The 17,030-nt window shown below is 35.3% G+C and carries 18 protein-coding genes; 3 read left to right on the top strand and 15 right to left on the bottom strand.

Annotation, left to right across the window (positions count from 1 at the left end):
• The first annotated feature begins 306 nt into the window (after positions 1-306).
• Positions 307-801 (top strand): DUF1189 family protein, encoded by a 495-nt coding sequence (locus tag KQI49_RS11705; RefSeq protein ID WP_216489239.1) that lies wholly within the window; start codon positions 307-309, stop codon positions 799-801.
• Between the two features lie 62 nt (positions 802-863).
• On the opposite strand, the gene rpsR is transcribed toward KQI49_RS11705, so the two are convergent.
• The 7 genes from rpsR to KQI49_RS11670 all read right to left on the bottom strand — a co-directional run bounded on the left by rpsR (position 864) and on the right by KQI49_RS11670 (position 5,893).
• A complete protein-coding gene (gene rpsR / locus KQI49_RS11700) occupies positions 864-1,094 on the bottom strand; it encodes a 30S ribosomal protein S18 (RefSeq protein WP_216489237.1) in 231 nt (76 codons plus the stop codon).
• A gap of 71 nt (positions 1,095-1,165) precedes the next feature.
• On the bottom strand, positions 1,166-1,663 hold the full coding sequence (gene ssb / locus KQI49_RS11695; RefSeq protein ID WP_216489230.1) for a single-stranded DNA-binding protein: 498 nt from the start codon (positions 1,661-1,663) through the stop codon (positions 1,166-1,168).
• Between the two features lie 15 nt (positions 1,664-1,678).
• On the bottom strand, positions 1,679-1,969 hold the full coding sequence (rpsF, locus tag KQI49_RS11690) for a 30S ribosomal protein S6 (protein WP_216489228.1): 291 nt from the start codon (positions 1,967-1,969) through the stop codon (positions 1,679-1,681).
• 404 nt (positions 1,970-2,373) lie between these two features.
• The gene (ychF, locus tag KQI49_RS11685; protein WP_216489226.1) at positions 2,374-3,477 is read right to left on the bottom strand and encodes a redox-regulated ATPase YchF; all 1,104 of its coding nucleotides are present in this window, start codon (positions 3,475-3,477) and stop codon (positions 2,374-2,376) included.
• 208 nt (positions 3,478-3,685) lie between these two features.
• Positions 3,686-3,883, bottom strand: coding sequence for a DUF951 domain-containing protein (locus KQI49_RS11680; RefSeq protein WP_216489219.1), 198 nt, complete (start codon positions 3,881-3,883; stop codon positions 3,686-3,688).
• 18 nt (positions 3,884-3,901) lie between these two features.
• A complete protein-coding gene (locus KQI49_RS11675) occupies positions 3,902-4,813 on the bottom strand; it encodes a mechanosensitive ion channel family protein (RefSeq protein ID WP_253286809.1) in 912 nt (303 codons plus the stop codon).
• Positions 4,814-4,867: 54 nt separating this feature from the next.
• Positions 4,868-5,893, bottom strand: a complete 1,026-nt coding sequence (locus tag KQI49_RS11670; RefSeq protein WP_216489215.1) for a YkvI family membrane protein — start codon at positions 5,891-5,893, stop codon at positions 4,868-4,870.
• 106 nt (positions 5,894-5,999) lie between these two features.
• Here KQI49_RS11670 and yyaC point away from each other — a divergent pair, with 106 nt between their 5' ends.
• A complete protein-coding gene (gene yyaC, locus KQI49_RS11665; protein ID WP_216489213.1) occupies positions 6,000-6,620 on the top strand; it encodes a spore protease YyaC in 621 nt (206 codons plus the stop codon).
• 64 nt (positions 6,621-6,684) lie between these two features.
• Here yyaC and KQI49_RS11660 read toward each other — a convergent pair whose 3' ends face one another.
• The 8 genes from KQI49_RS11660 to mnmE all read right to left on the bottom strand — a co-directional run bounded on the left by KQI49_RS11660 (position 6,685) and on the right by mnmE (position 16,042).
• Positions 6,685-7,389: a DUF554 domain-containing protein gene (locus KQI49_RS11660; RefSeq protein WP_216489211.1), complete on the bottom strand. Its 705-nt coding sequence runs from the start codon at positions 7,387-7,389 to the stop codon at positions 6,685-6,687.
• A gap of 21 nt (positions 7,390-7,410) precedes the next feature.
• Positions 7,411-8,565, bottom strand: a complete 1,155-nt coding sequence (locus KQI49_RS11655; protein WP_216489209.1) for an aminotransferase class V-fold PLP-dependent enzyme — start codon at positions 8,563-8,565, stop codon at positions 7,411-7,413.
• Between the two features lie 149 nt (positions 8,566-8,714).
• On the bottom strand, positions 8,715-9,551 hold the full coding sequence (locus tag KQI49_RS11650) for a ParB/RepB/Spo0J family partition protein (protein ID WP_216489207.1): 837 nt from the start codon (positions 9,549-9,551) through the stop codon (positions 8,715-8,717).
• A complete protein-coding gene (locus KQI49_RS11645; RefSeq protein ID WP_216489205.1) occupies positions 9,532-10,305 on the bottom strand; it encodes a ParA family protein in 774 nt (257 codons plus the stop codon). The genes KQI49_RS11650 and KQI49_RS11645 overlap by 20 nt, the downstream gene beginning before the upstream one ends.
• Before the next feature lie 242 nt (positions 10,306-10,547).
• Positions 10,548-11,399, bottom strand: a complete 852-nt coding sequence (gene noc / locus KQI49_RS11640; protein WP_216489203.1) for a nucleoid occlusion protein — start codon at positions 11,397-11,399, stop codon at positions 10,548-10,550.
• Between the two features lie 510 nt (positions 11,400-11,909).
• Positions 11,910-12,626 (bottom strand): 16S rRNA (guanine(527)-N(7))-methyltransferase RsmG, encoded by a 717-nt coding sequence (gene rsmG, locus KQI49_RS11635; RefSeq protein ID WP_216489201.1) that lies wholly within the window; start codon positions 12,624-12,626, stop codon positions 11,910-11,912.
• A 104-nt stretch (positions 12,627-12,730) separates the two neighbouring features.
• The gene (mnmG, locus tag KQI49_RS11630; protein ID WP_216489199.1) at positions 12,731-14,617 is read right to left on the bottom strand and encodes a tRNA uridine-5-carboxymethylaminomethyl(34) synthesis enzyme MnmG; all 1,887 of its coding nucleotides are present in this window, start codon (positions 14,615-14,617) and stop codon (positions 12,731-12,733) included.
• A gap of 48 nt (positions 14,618-14,665) precedes the next feature.
• On the bottom strand, positions 14,666-16,042 hold the full coding sequence (gene mnmE, locus KQI49_RS11625) for a tRNA uridine-5-carboxymethylaminomethyl(34) synthesis GTPase MnmE (protein ID WP_216489198.1): 1,377 nt from the start codon (positions 16,040-16,042) through the stop codon (positions 14,666-14,668).
• A 369-nt stretch (positions 16,043-16,411) separates the two neighbouring features.
• Here mnmE and KQI49_RS11620 point away from each other — a divergent pair, with 369 nt between their 5' ends.
• Positions 16,412-17,023, top strand: a complete 612-nt coding sequence (locus KQI49_RS11620; protein ID WP_216489196.1) for an NADPH-dependent FMN reductase — start codon at positions 16,412-16,414, stop codon at positions 17,021-17,023.
• Positions 17,024-17,030: the final 7 nt, after the last annotated feature.

Below are 17,030 nucleotides of genomic sequence, written 5' to 3'. Positions count from 1 at the left end.
AAGCCAGTGAAAAAATACTAGAACCTTTGTGTTTGATACATTTGAAGCAGGAATGGAACGTGCTATCATGTTTATGTTACCTACGCGGACAGGAACCAACCAAAGTGGGAAGATTTAATAATTCCCCTTTTGCTTTTTATTTTTCAATTTTAGCTTACTACACTTAAAGACTGCTATTTCTGATCTCGTTTGCACACAAAATTTATTGCCCCATTTCATGTGACTGTCATTCCAATATATGTTTTAATCTTTTTCCGTTATAATAGATGTAAACATTACATCATTACTACTTTAAGGATGAAAACTATGATATTTTGGAGAACATTTCTGCAAAGTTTAAAACTTCCAAGCAAACAAGCTATGTTTAAATTAAATCGTACAGGTATGGATATAACCGTTATCTATATGTTCATTTTATTATTTTTCATATCTTTACCGACATTAATTCATCAAATCATGAGTACGACTGGACCAACAGCAAACTTAAATATCGTTTTTCTCTTGATTTATTTCTTTATTTTTTCGTATTTACCTTTAACGATGATTGTTTTTCTATTGTTGAGTATAGTCGCTTATATAGGGACTTGGATTGCAAAGTTTTTACACCGCAAGTTACGTTTTTCACTTCTTTGGAAAATGTCTGCCTACCTAACAACAATACCTTTTCTCATTTATATGATTCTATCCTTTTTTAAAACTGTCAATGACCAATTTTTATGGTTTATTTTTATCTATGCCTTGGCTTTTCTAGTGAAAGTAATTACTATTTATCCAAAACGACGTAGACGTAATAAACAGTAAAATAAAGGGCCTTCTCATAGGTTAAATAACTATGTGAAGGCCCTTTTATTATTTAAGTTTTATTACTCTGCAACAAATGGAAGTAATGCCATTTGACGAGCACGTTTGATAGCTTTAGTTAATTTACGTTGATATTTTGCAGAAGTTCCAGTTACACGACGAGGGAGAATTTTCCCACGCTCTGAAACAAAACGTCTTAACAAATCAACATCTTTATAGTCAATATGTGTAATTCCATTTGCTGTGAAATAGCACACTTTACGACGTCTTCCACGTCCGCGACGACCTGCCATTTTTATTCCTCCTTACTTAAGATCTTACCTATCTGAATTACTGCTATCTGCTAATCAGCGGATAACATGGTCTAAAACGGTAAATCATCATCTGATATATCAATTGGCTCTCCATCATTTTCAAATGGATTGGAGCTGCCTTGGTTTTTGTTTTGGTTTTGGCTTTGATTTTGTTGTTGGTATTGATTCTGATTTTGCTGGAATCCTGGTGAATATGAGTCTTGTCCTCCACCACGACTTTGTGATGTACCTTTTGACTCTAAAAATTGAACACTGTCTGCCACTACTTCTGTAACGAAGACAGTTTTTCCATCTTGACCTTCAAAGGTTCGAGTTTGAAGTCTTCCATCGACGCCAACCTGGCTTCCCTTTTTCATAAAGTTAGCTAGGTTTTCTGCCTGTCTGCGCCAAACAACGCAGTTAATAAAATCTGCATCTCGATTGCCTTGTTGATTGGAAAATGGTCGATTGACAGCAAGAGTAAAGTTAGCTACTGCCACTCCATTTGGTGTATAGCGTAAATCAGGATCCCTCGTTAATCTGCCAACAAGTACGACACGATTTAACATCAGAACCACCCCTTTTTATTGATCATCTTCTCGAACAACGATATGACGAACAATGTCATCAGAGAATTTAGCTTGACGGTCAAATTCATCTACTGCATTTGCGTCTCCACTGAACTTAATGACAATATAAAATCCATCACGGTAATTATTGATTTCATAAGCAAAACGACGTTTGCCCATTTCATCAACTTTGTCAATCTCCGCCCCATTATCAGTCAAAATCTTGTTGAAACGCTCAATCAAACTTGTCTGAGCTTCTTCTTCAATGTCTGGGCGGATGATATACATGATTTCGTATTTTCTCATCCGTTACACCTCCTTTTGGTCTTAGCGGCTCCATTTATAAACTGGATTATCCGAGTTACGATTAAACTGGACACATTCGCTTTTTGTGTGTCTAGCTCAAGTGACCAACGACTAGCGTAACTTCCTTCACCTCCGTGCGATAAGTCAACATCAGTTCGCTTACACTCACTGTGTTTCCTTTATCTAGTCAGAAGGTATGGTCAATTAAAACCGATGCTTTGCGCATCAACATTGACCCACCCCGCTTGGCGGGGCGCAGTTCGTACGTCGTTAAACGGTCTCTTTCGCTTTTCTATGGAGCAAGGAGTAATATTTTTTAATTACTCACAACGACGATTAATTATACCAAATCTTTTATTAAATAACAAGTATTCGAGTGATCCTTTTTCTACGCTTATTAACGATTAAACGTTAAAACGGAAGTGAATAACGTCGCCATCTTTGACGATATATTCTTTTCCTTCGAGTCGGACTCTTCCATTTTCTCTTGCTCCGGCCATTGAACCTGCTGATAGGAGGTCGTCATACGATACTGTTTCTGCACGAATAAAGCCTTTTTCAAAATCGGTATGAATAATTCCCGCTGCTTGTGGAGCCTTCATACCTTTTTTAAACGTCCATGCCCTTACCTCTTGCTCACCAGCTGTAAAGTAAGTTCCTAGGCCTAATAGATGATAGGATGCTTTAATTAATTTATCTAGACCAGATTCCGATATGCCTAGTTCTTCTAGGAACATATCCTTTTCGTCAGCATCAAGTTCAGAAATTTCTTCTTCGATTTTTGCACAGACTACGATGACTTCTGCCTCTTCCTTGCTCGCATAATCTTCTACTTTTTTTACATGCTCATTTGATTCAGGGCTCGCCACGTCATCTTCACTTACATTCGCAACATAAAGAATAGGTTTACTCGTTAGCAAGTGTAATCCTTTTACCACTTTCTCCTCTTCTTCATTGAATTCAATGGCACGTGCCGGCTTGTCCTCTTCTTCAAGTCCTTGTTTAAGCTTAACTAATGCATCATACTCAATTATTGCTTCTTTATCTTTTTGCTTAGCTAATTTTTCAACCCGATCAAACCTTTTGTTAATTGTTTCCAAGTCTGCCAAAATAAGTTCCAAATTAATAATTTCAATATCATCAATCGGATCTACTTTTCCAGACACATGAGTAATATTTTCATCTTCAAAACAACGCACAACTTGGCAAATAGCATCAACCTGACGAATATGGGATAAGAATTGATTTCCCAAACCTTCTCCCTTACTCGCCCCTTTGACAATTCCTGCAATATCTGTAAATTCAAATGCAGTAGGTACTGTTTTTTTCGGTTTCACCAATTCTGTTAGTTTATTTAAGCGATCATCAGGTACTTCAACAATCCCAACGTTCGGATCAATTGTAGCAAAGGGATAATTTGCTGCTTCAGCACCAGCTTGAGTAATCGCATTAAATAATGTCGATTTTCCCACATTAGGAAGACCAACGATTCCTGCTGTCAGCGACATTTATACTTTCAACTCCTTAAGGATTCATTCATATGAACTAGTCATTTCAATTATAGATACTAGTTAAAAATAAGACAAGTCAATAAAAAGCAAAAATAGGCATCAAAATGATACCTATTTCTTGCCTTTCACCCTATTATTCTTACTTTTTTCTCTCTATATTAGTCTATATTACCAGTTTTCACTCGTATAGTCCATTATAACTATTCTACTCTTCAGCTGTTTCCAGTACTTTTTTCATCTTTTTAGTAAATTCACGTCTTGGCAACATCACACTATGGTCACAGCCTAAACATTTAATCCTAATATCCATACCCATTCGGATAATTTTCCAGCGATTTTCACCACATGGATGTGGCTTTTTCATTTCAACAACATCATTTAAACTAAATTCTTTGTCAGCCATAGTCCTTTTCCTCTCAATTTATTCTTGTTCTCTTTGCTTTTTAAGTACATTTGCCCTCTCATCTCTAGAATACATGACAAGACGTGGGGATGGAATTTCAATGCCTTGTTTAAATAAGCCTTCCTTCATTTCTTTTCTAATCATCCGCTCTCCAAACCATTGTAAACTAGGTTCTGTTTCAGCGACAACTCGAATAACAAAATGAGACAATTCAAGTGATTGAACACCAAGAATTTCAGGAACACTTAGAATCTCATCATATTTATCAGGCAAGGTTTTGGCAATCTCCTCAATGATTTCCTCCGCCGCTTCAATATCACTTTCATATGGAATGTTTACATCGACGACAGACAAACCATTAGTCATTGAATAGTTAGTGACATGAGTGATATCGCCATTTGGTAGGATATTCATCTCGCCAGTCCAGCTTAAAATCTTAGTTGTTCGAAGTCCAATCTCTTCTACTGTCCCTTCTACACCAGACACAAGAACATAATCACCTACAGAAAATTGGTCCTCAAAGATTATGAAAAACCCTGAAATGACGTCACGTACTAAATTTTGTGCCCCAAACCCAATAGCTAGCCCAGCCACTCCAGCACCAGCAAGCAATGCTCCCACATTAAAGCCGAGTACATTATCTAAAATCATTAGTGTTGCAATAAAATAGACAACATAAGAAATGACATTTGCTATTAATTTTTTCAATGTATTTTCCCTACGCACTGAAATTCGAATTGGAGCTGCACGATCTCCATTCGGTCTTTTAAAAACCTTATATATAATTTTTTTACTCATTTTGACAACGATGATTGCCAAAATCAAAATAAGTATAATTCTAAAAGCAGCTGAGCCAATACCTAACCATAATTCTGGTCCTGAAATATATTCCCAAAAATTTTCTATTTGATTATTAAGTCTAGACAACATGTTTGCCCCCATTCTCTGCGTTGTTATAGTTTAATTTGAATTGCTTTTGATGGTTTAAGTCTTTTTAGACTCTAAATAGTTCCAAAGTGGAAACAGAAGAAGTCGTGTCAAAACATATAAGTTTAAAATACCATATAAGGGATATAAAAACCCAATTAACGTTGAAAAGCCGAAAGTCGTTAATGGAATCATTGTTAATAAGATAATCAATACTAGAAACCATAAGGGACTTTTAAAGTAATTTTGAATACGTGTGACAATTCCAAGTATCCCGGCTGCTGCTGTAGTAAAAATAGCAAACCATAATAATATTGACATGAATATCAACATTATAAAAGGATAGTCTTTTAATATAGCAAATAGTGGAATCTCATATAATAACAACTCGTCCGCAATTTGAATAAGACTATTATTATAAATATAGGACACTACGCCTAAAATAGCACCACTACCAACACATCCAATCCATATCTCTTTTCTAGACTCTACCTTATTTCCGATGGCCCCTAAAACAGCAATTAAAGGCAATATATTTAAAGCTGTAAACGGAAATGCAGCCACCCAATTCCTCTGCTCATGCCAATGTGAAAAGAGAGCCAACTTTTGATCAAATGTAAACTGCAGTAAAACAAATAAGAGACCCACAATGAGGATTGGTAAGATATATTGGTTTATAATTAACACCCCATTAATGTCACGGATAAACAAAATAAACAATGTAAGTACAATAAACCCTATTCCCCACCAATAAGAAAAGTTAAACGCCTGTCCTGTAGCACCACTACCAGATATCATCACAACAGTTGTCGTATATAAATAGAATAAAATCATAACATCATAAAATCGCGTCAATTTGCGCCCTACTATTATTTCTAAAACTGGGGTGTATTCAGATGACTTTTTTCGATAGCTAATTTCCATTATAACGATGCAACATATTGTGAAGAAAATGATGAATAGGAGAATAGCTAGTCCGCTTTCATGACCAAAAAACTCCCATAATTCTCTTCCTGATGCATATCCTGCCCCAATGGTCGTTCCAATTATTAAAAACATCCATTTTAAACCCGCACTCCACATAGTAGCTTTCCCCCATTTAATTATTGAAAAACTTCTACCTACTCTAATGTATAAAGTTAACGTTTTATCCGTATACTTATAACAATATGAGTACGGAGGATAAGCTATGAATCTAAAACAACACTTTGAATCTAAAAACAAACCTTTACGTGTCTTACATACAGAAAAGAATGTAGATAAGATTATTAGTGATAAGCTTATATCTTGGCTACCCAAGTTCCCTAAAGAGTATGTGGTTGTTTGTGTGGGTACAGATCGATCAACAGGAGATGCTTTAGGACCGTTAACTGGATCTTTGTTTTCTGAAACGAAACCTAAGCATATGACAGTTTATGGGACTTTGCACGAACCCGTCCATGCAACAAATTTAAACGAGCGCTTAAAAGTGATCAATGATAAACATCATAACCCTTTCATCATCGCTGTTGATGCTTGTTTAGGAAAGTCTTCTTCTGTGGGATGCATTATTGCCAATAATGGACCACTCAAGCCAGGGGCAGCTTTAAATAAATCACTGCCCGAGCTCGGTGATGTGCATATTACTGGTGTAGTTAATGTAAGTGGTTTTATGGAATACTCCGTTTTACAAAATACGAGACTATCGATTGTTAAGGATATGGCAAAAACACTCGCCGCTGTGCTCACTGTTATTGACAACAGACTCACATACCACCGTTCCATTCCGGCTGTCATCACACCACCACAATATAATCAAGAAACAATTTAGTTTATCTTTTAAAAAAACGAAGCTTCCTAATGGTTGCTTCGTTAACTTAATTGATAGATTGCTGTTAAAATAAATTATATATATAATAGACTCCCCCTACTATTATAATGGATGGTAGAAGGTTTCCTATTCTAATTTTGACGACATTCAATAGATTTAAACCGATAGCAACAATGAGTATACCACCTACTGACGTTAACTCCAAGATGAGACCATTTAAAACATCTTCTGAAAGCCATCTTTCAATTTGGGTGGCAAACAAGGCAATAGTTCCTTGATAAAGAACAACAGGTATAACTGAAAAAAGAACCCCTATCCCTAAAGTAGTCGTCAATACAAGTGCTGAAAAACCATCTATAACGCCCTTCGTTATTAAGATTTCATGATTACCTCTTAAGCCGGAATCAAGAGCTCCTATGATAGCCAAAGCACCTACAACAAACATTAAGGTTGCCGTCACAAAGCCTTGAGCTAGGGTGAATTCACTATTTTTCGACGGAAATTTACTAGCCATCCAACCTCCAAAACGATTCAACATGTCTTCTATTCTAAAAAGTTCTCCTAGCACTGCGCCAAATAATAAACTAATTAAAACAACAATAATTGCATCAGTTTTCATAGCCATTTGAAAACCAATTAAAATAACGGTTAAAGCTATTCCATGCATCACCGTTTCTTTATAGCGTTCTGGAATTTTAGAAAATAACATTCCTAAAAGACTTCCAATAATTATTAGTATCCCGTCAACAATTGTTCCGTATAGCGCCATCCGTGTATCCCCTATTCTAGATTAAAATTCATCATATGCTGTAACAATTTCCTCAATGGCTTGTAAAAAGGACTGAACTTCTTCTTTTGTATTATACCGGCTTAAACTCACTCTAATAATCCCCTGATCCATGGTTTGAAGAGTCTCATGTGTTAGTGGACTACAGTGTAATCCCGCTCGTACAGCAATGTTATAATGAGAATCAAGTATCATTGCCACTTCTTGTGATGGTATATTTTTGATATTAAATGCTACAATAGGCAATCTATTATCGGATGATGAAGGACCAAAACAAGTAATGCCATTTATACTTTGTAATCCTTTTAAAAGTTCATTTGTTAAAATTGTTTCACGTGGAACATTATTTTTTTCACTTTGTTCAAGCACACTTATAGCAGCTGATAATCCAGCAATACCAGGGGTGTTCAATGTTCCACTTTCATACCGATCTGGCCACTGCTGAGGCTGATCAATCAATTCTGATCCCCCCCCAGTTCCTCCATGATGTAACGGGACTAAGTCTATTTGTTGGCGTACTGCTAAAACCCCTGTCCCTTGAGGCCCTAATATACCCTTATGACCTGGAAAAACAATCATATCCATTTCTTGTTCTCCCATATTAATAGGTAAGTGGCCAGCTGTTTGAGAAGCGTCAACAAGTGTAATGATACCGTAACGTTTAGCTATGTTTATCATTTTCCTTAGTGGGAGGATATCTCCTGTTATATTTGATGCATGAGTCATAACCATGAGTTTTGTCTTATCTGTTATAGAATTATTAACTTCACTGATAAACATCTCTTCACTAGCCTTACCATCTATATATGATATATGAATATCATATGTCCTCTTTATAAATTCTAATGGACGCCTTACTGAATTGTGTTCAAAAGACGTTGTAAGGACATGATCTCCTTCTTTCCAATCTAATCCTTTGATTGCCTGATTTAATGCTTGTGTTGCATTCGAAAAGAATACAATTTGTTTCGGATTATTACACCCTATCCATTTTGCGATTTTTTCACGCGCCGTATTAATAATATAATTAGCTTGTCTAGCTAATTGATGCCCACCCCTTCCTGGGTTAGCTCCAACTTCATTAACGGCCTTAACCATAGCATCTGCTACTTCGGGAGGTTTAGGAAAAGAACTGGCAGCTTGATCAAAATAAATCATTAGGTGAACCCCCTATCGATATATTTTCATTATTTTAATTTAAAGTTTGAAAGAAACTAAGCACTAGTGATTTTCCCGATTTAATATCAAGAAATTCAACTTACATATAAGGAAAAAAACTGACTGGCTATTTAAGCCAGTCAGCAATATTAATTTTCTAATACATCAATAATGCGATTAAGGTCTTCGTCTGTATAAAATTCAATCTCTATTTTACCCTTTCGCTTACCACGATTAATTTTAACTGATGTCCCAAGCTTATTTCGCAAAACTGACTCTCTTTCTTGAAGAAATATATCTTTTTTGGGTTTATCCGGTTTTTGTTCAGGCTTCTTATTTAATTCTTGAATTAATTGCTCGACTTGTCTTACGTTTAGATGTTCTTTACGGATTCTATTAACAAAGTATGACAATTTATCCTCGTCTTTAACAGCTAATAAGGCTCGACCATGTCCCATGGAAAGTTCACCATTATTAATATAGGCTATCACTTGGTTTGGTAGTGATAATAATCTAGTAATATTGGCAATATGTGACCGACTTTTGCCTAATCGTTTTGAAAGTTCTTCTTGTGTAATCCCTAACTCATTCATTAAGTTAGAATAAGCATGAGCTTCTTCAATCGGGGATAAATCTTCACGTTGTAAGTTTTCGAGTAGAGCCAGTTCCATCATTCGTTCGTCTGTTAAATCTTTGACAATAGCTGGAATAGATGACAACTTTGCTTCTTTTGCTGCTCGAAAACGTCTTTCTCCTACAACAATTTGATAGCCTTTGATGCTTTTTCGTACAATTAATGGTTGAATGATTCCATATTCGAGTATTGAATCCTTTAATTCCTCAATAGCATCTGCATGGAAGGTTTTCCTTGGTTGATAAGGATTTGGCCTACACTCATCAATAGGTATTTCTTGAACATTGTCATCGGATGTTTCCTTTATTTCAGGAAAAAATGCATCAAGTCCTCTACCCAACCCTCTCGCCATTCATCATCACTTCTTTCGCTAATTCAAGATAAACTTGGGCTCCGCGTGATTTAGGATCATATGTGGAAATTGGTTTACCATGACTTGGAGCCTCTCCTAATCGAACATTTCTTGGGATGATCGACTTATATACTTTATCTTGAAAGTATTTTTTTACTTCCTCTATCACCTGTAAGCCCAGATTGGTTCTAGCATCAAGCATTGTCAACAATACTCCTTCTATCATTAGTTCTTTATTAAGATGCTTTTGAACCAAACGAATCGTATTTAACAACTGGCTTAATCCTTCAAGAGCATAATATTCACATTGAACGGGAATTAAAACAGTATCTGAAGATGTTAATGCATTGATTGTTAGTAACCCTAAGGATGGTGGACAATCGATGATAATATAGTCATAGGATTCTTTGAGTTTCTCTAGAGATTTTTTTAGACGTATCTCACGTGAGATTGTTGGTACCAATTCAATTTCCGCTCCTGCGAGCTGAATTGTAGCAGGTATGATATCTAAGTTGACTGTTTCAGTAGGAATAATAACTTCTTCAGCCGGTAAATCCTCAACTAACACATTGTAAACACATTGATTTACATCTGCTTTGTTGACACCTACTCCACTTGTAGCATTGCCCTGCGGATCTATATCTACGAGTAAAACCTTGTTATTCAATTCAGCAAGACTAGCACTTAAATTCACTGATGAAGTTGTCTTTCCTACGCCACCTTTTTGATTTGCGATGGACATTATTTTTCCCATGTTTTCACCTACCTAAATATATACTTTCTATTCTATCACCATTTACAACAACTGACTATTAAAAATCTATTATGTTAGGATAATGTAATTTAATGGTACTTTAAATGATTTCATTGTTACATTTTACTAGATATGGCTTCTCATTGCTAGATTTAATCGACATTTAACCAAAGTTATGAATATAAATAACCCTCACCTTAACTTTTAGTGAGGGATAAAATGTTAATATATATACATATTTATTATTTCTTTTTAGGAATTTTTATTGTGATTTGGTAATAATCTTCAAGATCTTCTTCATCCGACTCTACGTCTATACCTGTATCTGAGACCATGTTAAGTGATTGGCGAATGGTATTCATAGCGATACGAATATCTTTGTTAACACCTTTAAGTTTTGGTTTTTTCTTCTTTTGCTTTGGTTTATTTAAAGAAGCTATTTTTTCTTCTGTCTGTTTAACATTGAGATGCTGTTCTATTATTTCCTTAAGTAATTGAACCTGTTTTTCAGGATCCTCTACCTTTATTAACGCTCTAGCATGTCGTTCTGTTATTTCCTTATTTAGCAGCGCTTCTTGTACAGCATCTGGAAGTTTCAATAACCTCAGCTTATTCGCAATCGTTGATTGATTTTTACCCAATCTCTGAGCCAGTGCTTCCTGAGTTAAACTATGCATTTCAATCAGCTTTGAATACGCTGTGGCCTCCTCTATAACTGTCAATTCTTCACGTTGTAAATTTTCTATAAGTGCAACGGAGGCTGTTTCAGTTTCAGTCATTTCTCTTATAATACCAGGGATATGATCCCAATCCAACGATTGAACTGCACGCCATCTTCTTTCCCCAGCAATGATTTCATAGCGTTCATTTTCAGCTTTTCTAACAATGATAGGTTGGATCATACCGTGAGTATGAATAGTCTGAGCAAGCTCGCTTATTTTTTCCTCATTAAAGATAGACCGAGGTTGATACCGATTTGGTTCTATATCTGCAACCGGTATTTGAACGACTTCATCTGGGTGATAGGTTTCCTCACCTGTCTCAGATTCCGGTTTATCACCTAAACCAAAAATCCTATTAAAAGGTTGCAACACTATCTGACACCACCTTCGATATTAAATAGATTAGTTTTCTTATATATTTCAAGATTTTGATATGATAAAAGGACATAATATCCACTTTTAAAGCTAAACAAATAGACCTAAACTAATAATATGATTAAAAGTATATATTGCAATTACTTATCTGATTAAATAAATTACCATACCTTTCATGTGAAAATGTTTCACGTGAAACATTTGTTAAAAAGTAAAATCATATCGCAAACTATGTAGTAGTTATTGTACAATTAAGTTGGCCTTTGTATTATATCATTTATGTAACTATCAAATAAGTCGTTAGCTCATTAGATTAGGTAACCTTTTATAGTAATCAATTATAAACGTATCCACAGCTATTTTACCATATTTGTTAAGATAAAGGTATGATATCATATCTATTTGTTTATGAACTTATCTCTTAGTAATAATCCAATTCATATATTATTTTTCATTTAGTGAAAACAAACTCATCATATTTAACCCGAATATTTAAGCAGATACAGCTTATTCGATGGGTTCTTTTCCAGGAGTACCTGCTTTTCTTGGGTATTTTTTTGGTGTCTTTCTATTTTTGTCAATTAGTATGATTGAGCGTTCACTATCTTCCTGAGGTAATGTGAATGTTTTCATTTCTTTTATATCACCACCAAGCAACCGGATAGCTTTGTCAGCAATATTCACTTCTTCATCTGCTTTTGATCCTTTCATAGCAATAAAAACACCCATTTTTTTAACAAGAGGAAGACATAATTCACTTAATACAGACATCCTAGCTACCGCTCTAGCTGTAACAATATCAAATGATTCCCGCATTTGCTTATTTTTACCGAAGTTTTCTGCGCGATCATGATGAAAAACCACACCAGTTAGATCTAAACTTGAAGCTAAATGGTTTAAAAAACCGATTCTCTTCTTTAGTGAGTCGACAATTGTTACTTTTAAATTTGGAAAGCAAATTTTAAGAGGAATACTCGGGAATCCCGCTCCTGCCCCGATATCGCAAATATGTAGATTGTCATTAAAATCATAGTAAAACGCTGGCGTAATCGAGTCATAAAAATGTTTTAAGTAAACGTCTTCTTTAGCAGTTAAGGCTGTCAAATTAATTTTATTATTCCATTCAACAAGAGTATCAAAGTAAATTTCAAATTGTTTTACTTGTTCTGGACTGAGTGAGATTCCCTTTTCTTTTAAAGTTTGTAAGAATTGCTCTTCATTCATTTTATTATCCCCTCTTTTTAGTTTATATGTTAAAAAAGGTGGCAAATATAACGAGGAATATGATTACTCCCCCATTACTATAGCCACCTAAAACAATCTTTTACTTAATTTGCTACTTTGGCAATTTTTCCTTGTTCGATATATACAAGTAAAATGGATACATCACTTGGGTTAACACCTGATATTCTGGAGGCTTGCCCTACAGATAATGGTCTTACTTCTTTTAGTTTCTCTTTTGCTTCGGAAGCTATACCACTAATCGCATCATAATCAATATTTTCAGGGATTTTTTTGTCTTCCATTTTTAACATACGTTCAACTTGTTCACTAGCCTTTTTAATATAACCTTCATATTTAATTTGAATTTCAACTTGTTCTTTCATTTCATCATTTAATTTCTCATTAGGTTCAATCATTTTTTCAATTAATTCATAGTTAACTTCTGGTCGTTTTAATAGGTCATAAGCTTTCATAGCGTCTTTCAAGCGTGATGATCCTGCCTCTTCAAGTAAATTTTGCACATTTTCTTCTGCTTTAATAACTGTTTTATCCAAACGTTTTCTTTCTTCTTTGATAAGACGTTTTTTCTCTTCAAAGTTTTGATAACGTTCTTCAGAAATTAAACCGAGATTATATCCTAATTCTGTCAGTCTCATGTCAGCATTGTCGTGACGTAGTAAAAGACGATACTCTGCTCGAGAAGTTAGGAGACGATACGGTTCTTTTGTGCCTTTTGTAACTAAATCATCAATTAATACCCCGATATAAGCTTGTGAACGGTCAAGAATGACGGGATCTTTACCAAGTACTTTAGCCGCAGCATTGATTCCAGCCATAATTCCTTGGGCAGCCGCTTCTTCATAGCCTGATGTTCCATTAATTTGACCAGCTGTAAATAATCCTTGGATTTTTTTCGTTTCAAGGGTCGGCCATAATTGTGTTGGAACAACTGCATCATATTCAATTGCATAGCCCGGTCGCATAATTTGTGCGTTTTCAAGCCCTTTAACCGAATGAACCATTTGTTGCTGAACCTCTTCAGGCATTGAAGTTGATAATCCTTGAACATATACTTCTTCTGTATCTCTACCTTCAGGTTCTAAAAATATTTGATGGCGAGGTTTATCATTAAATCGGACAATTTTATCCTCAATAGATGGACAATAGCGTGGACCGGTCCCTCTTTTCATACCAGAATACATTGCTGAAAGATTTAAATTGTCGTTTATCACCTGATGGGTGAACTCATTCGTATAAGTTAACCAGCAAGGAATCTGATCGGTTATATATTCCGTTGTTTCATATGAGAAACTTTGCGGTTTATCATCACCCGGTTGCATTTCTGTTTTTGTATAATCGATAGAATTACTATTGACACGTGGTGGTGTTCCTGTCTTAAAGCGTGTTAGTTCTATACCGAGTTCTTCTAGGTTTTCAGATAATTTAATGGACACACGTTGGTTATTTGGACCACTTTCATACTCTAAATCGCCCATTAAAACCTTTCCGCGCATAAACGTACCTGTAGTAACAATTACTGTATCAGCATAGTAAGCCGCATGAGTTTCTGTGATAACACCCTTACAAACGCCATCTTCAACAATTAATTCGTTTACCATACCTTGCATAAGCGTGATATTTTTTTCATTTTCAATAAGATGTTTCATTTCTTGTATATAAACTGGCTTATCAGCTTGTGCCCTTAAGGCTCTAACAGCTGGACCTTTTCTTGTATTCAACATACGCATTTGGATATAGGCTTTATCAATAACTTTACCCATAACACCTCCAAGTGCATCGACTTCCCGAATGACAATTCCTTTTGCTGGTCCACCTAGAGATGGGTTACACGGCATAAAAGCAATCATATCTAAATTGAGAGTTAGCATTAACGTTTTTGCACCCATTCGGGCAGACGCTAACGCAGCTTCAGCACCCGCGTGACCTGCACCGACAACAATAACGTCATAGTTACCTGCATTGTATACCATTTTCTTTTCATTCCCTTCTAAAAACTTTTATATAAATTCATTTTCGATCTATTTACCAAGACAAAATTGAGAGAATAACTGATCAATGAGAGCATCGCTCGCTGTATCTCCAATAATCTCACCTAATAATTCCCACGTTCTTGTCACATCAATTTGTATAATATCTAAAGGCATTTGCATTTCTAAACCTTCCATAGCATCCTTTAATGCGTCTTTGGCTTGATTTAACAACTGGATATGTCGAACATTGGACACGTAAGTTAAATCTCCTGAATCAAGTTCACCATCAAAAAAAGTTTCTGAAATTTTAACTTCTAATTGATCAATGCCCTCTTCTTTTAACAATGATGTCGTCACAATTGAATGCTCTCCAGCAAGTTCTTTTACCTTATTTAAATCTAATCTTTGTTCCAAATCTGTTTTATTAATAATAATGATGCATTCAAAATCTTTAACAGCTTCAAAAAGAGCAAAGTCGTCATCTGTTAATGGCTCATTATTATTTAAAACAAGCAAAATAAGATCAGCTTCTTGTAAAACTTGTCTAGAACGTTCTACACCAATTTTTTCTACTATATCTTCAGTTTCTCTAATTCCAGCCGTATCAACTAATCTCAGTGGGACACCTCGAACATTCACATATTCCTCAATAACGTCACGAGTCGTGCCAGGAACTTCGGTAACAATTGCCTTATTTTCTTGAACAAGAGTGTTCATAAGTGAGGATTTTCCGACATTTGGTCGTCCAATAATTGCTGTCGCTAAACCTTCTCTCATTATTTTTCCTTGCTTGGCAACACTCAAAAGTTCTTCAATATCCTGATAGACTTTTCTCGTTTTTTCACGCATCAAATCATGAGACATTTCTTCAACATCATCATATTCAGGATAATCAATATTAACTTCAACATGGGCAACTGTTTCAAGTAGTTCCTGTCTATAGCGTTTAATAAGCTTTGAAAGCCTTCCGTCCATCTGTTTTAAGGCGACAGACATGGCTTTATCTGTTTTAGCACGGATTAAATCCATAACGGCCTCTGCTTGTGACAGATCGATCCGTCCATTTAAGAATGCTCGCTTGGTAAACTCCCCTGGTTCAGCGATTCTAGCCCCTTCTGATAAAATAATCTCTAAAACTCGATTCACCGCCACCATTCCACCATGACAGTTTATTTCAACAATATCTTCTCTTGTAAAAGTCTTAGGTGCCCGCATTACTGACACCATCACTTCTTCCACTATCTCATTTGTATTTGGATCAATAACTTTACCGTAATTAATCGTATGCGAGTCAACTTTAGTCAGGTCTTTTCCTTTATAGACCCTACTTGTGATTCTAATGGCTTCGGGGCCACTCAATCTAACAATTGAAATAGCTCCCTCCCCCATTGGAGTCGATATTGCGGTAATCGTATCTGTTTCCATATCTGTCACCTCCAAACATTTTATATCTATATTTTAACTCACTATTTTGTGGATATATTTTTTGTTAGCACTTTTTCAGTCACTAACATAATAGAATATCACAAAATCAATCAAAAATAAACTTATCCACAAATTTTTTACGTCTCTTTTTATACTGAATTATACACATGTGAATAATTATCTTTTTTCATCTTTGATTTTATCAACATTGGGATAACTTTTTTAAAACTACTCGGTGCTTGTTGATAGGACTACTTTTCTTAACGTAAAAATGTTTATATTCTTCCATAATCGGTTATATGTTACTTAGTTTAGGAATTACTTAAAAGCTTGAGTGAACAATACATAGATTTGGAAAGGGGCTATAAAATGAAAAAGTTTATAGGTATGGTTGGGACAAACTCTGACCAGTCAACTAACCGCAGATTGCTACAATTTATTCAAAAGCATTTTGCTAATCAAGCTAATATTGACGTTTGTGAAATAAAGAATTTACCTGCTTTTAACAAACCTGAAGACAGCGTAGTTCCTAAAGAGGTTCAAAATCTTGCAGACAAAATTACTGAAGCAGATGGAGTCATCATTAGTACACCTGAATATAATCATTCTATACCAGCTATATTAAAAAGTGCTTTCGAGTGGTTATCTTATACATCCCAACCATTTATAGATAAGCCGGTGATGATAACAGGTGCTTCCTATGGTAAATTGGGTTCCTCTCGCGCCCAATCACATTTAAGACAAATACTAGATGCACCTGAATTAAAAGCGCGGATAATGCCTAGTTCTGAATTCCTGTTGGGCAATTCCCTCCAAGCTTTTGATGAAAATGGCATTCTCAAAGATTATAAAAAAATAGAAATACTTGAGGAATTTTTCAATGATTTTGTCCAATTTGTTGATATAACGAATCACCTGGTTAAAAGTAATCATTCACGTCAAAAAAAGCAAAGTTTTTCTTGGGAGAACAATGATAATTAAGGAGGCC

Origin of the sequence: Virgibacillus sp. MSJ-26 (assembly GCF_018918075.1) — a bacterium.
In the GTDB taxonomy this organism is placed as follows: Bacteria; Bacillota; Bacilli; order Bacillales; family Amphibacillaceae; genus MSJ-26.
The sequence above is the reverse complement of the archived record's forward strand: the minus strand, read 5'-3'. Positions and strand labels throughout refer to the sequence as shown.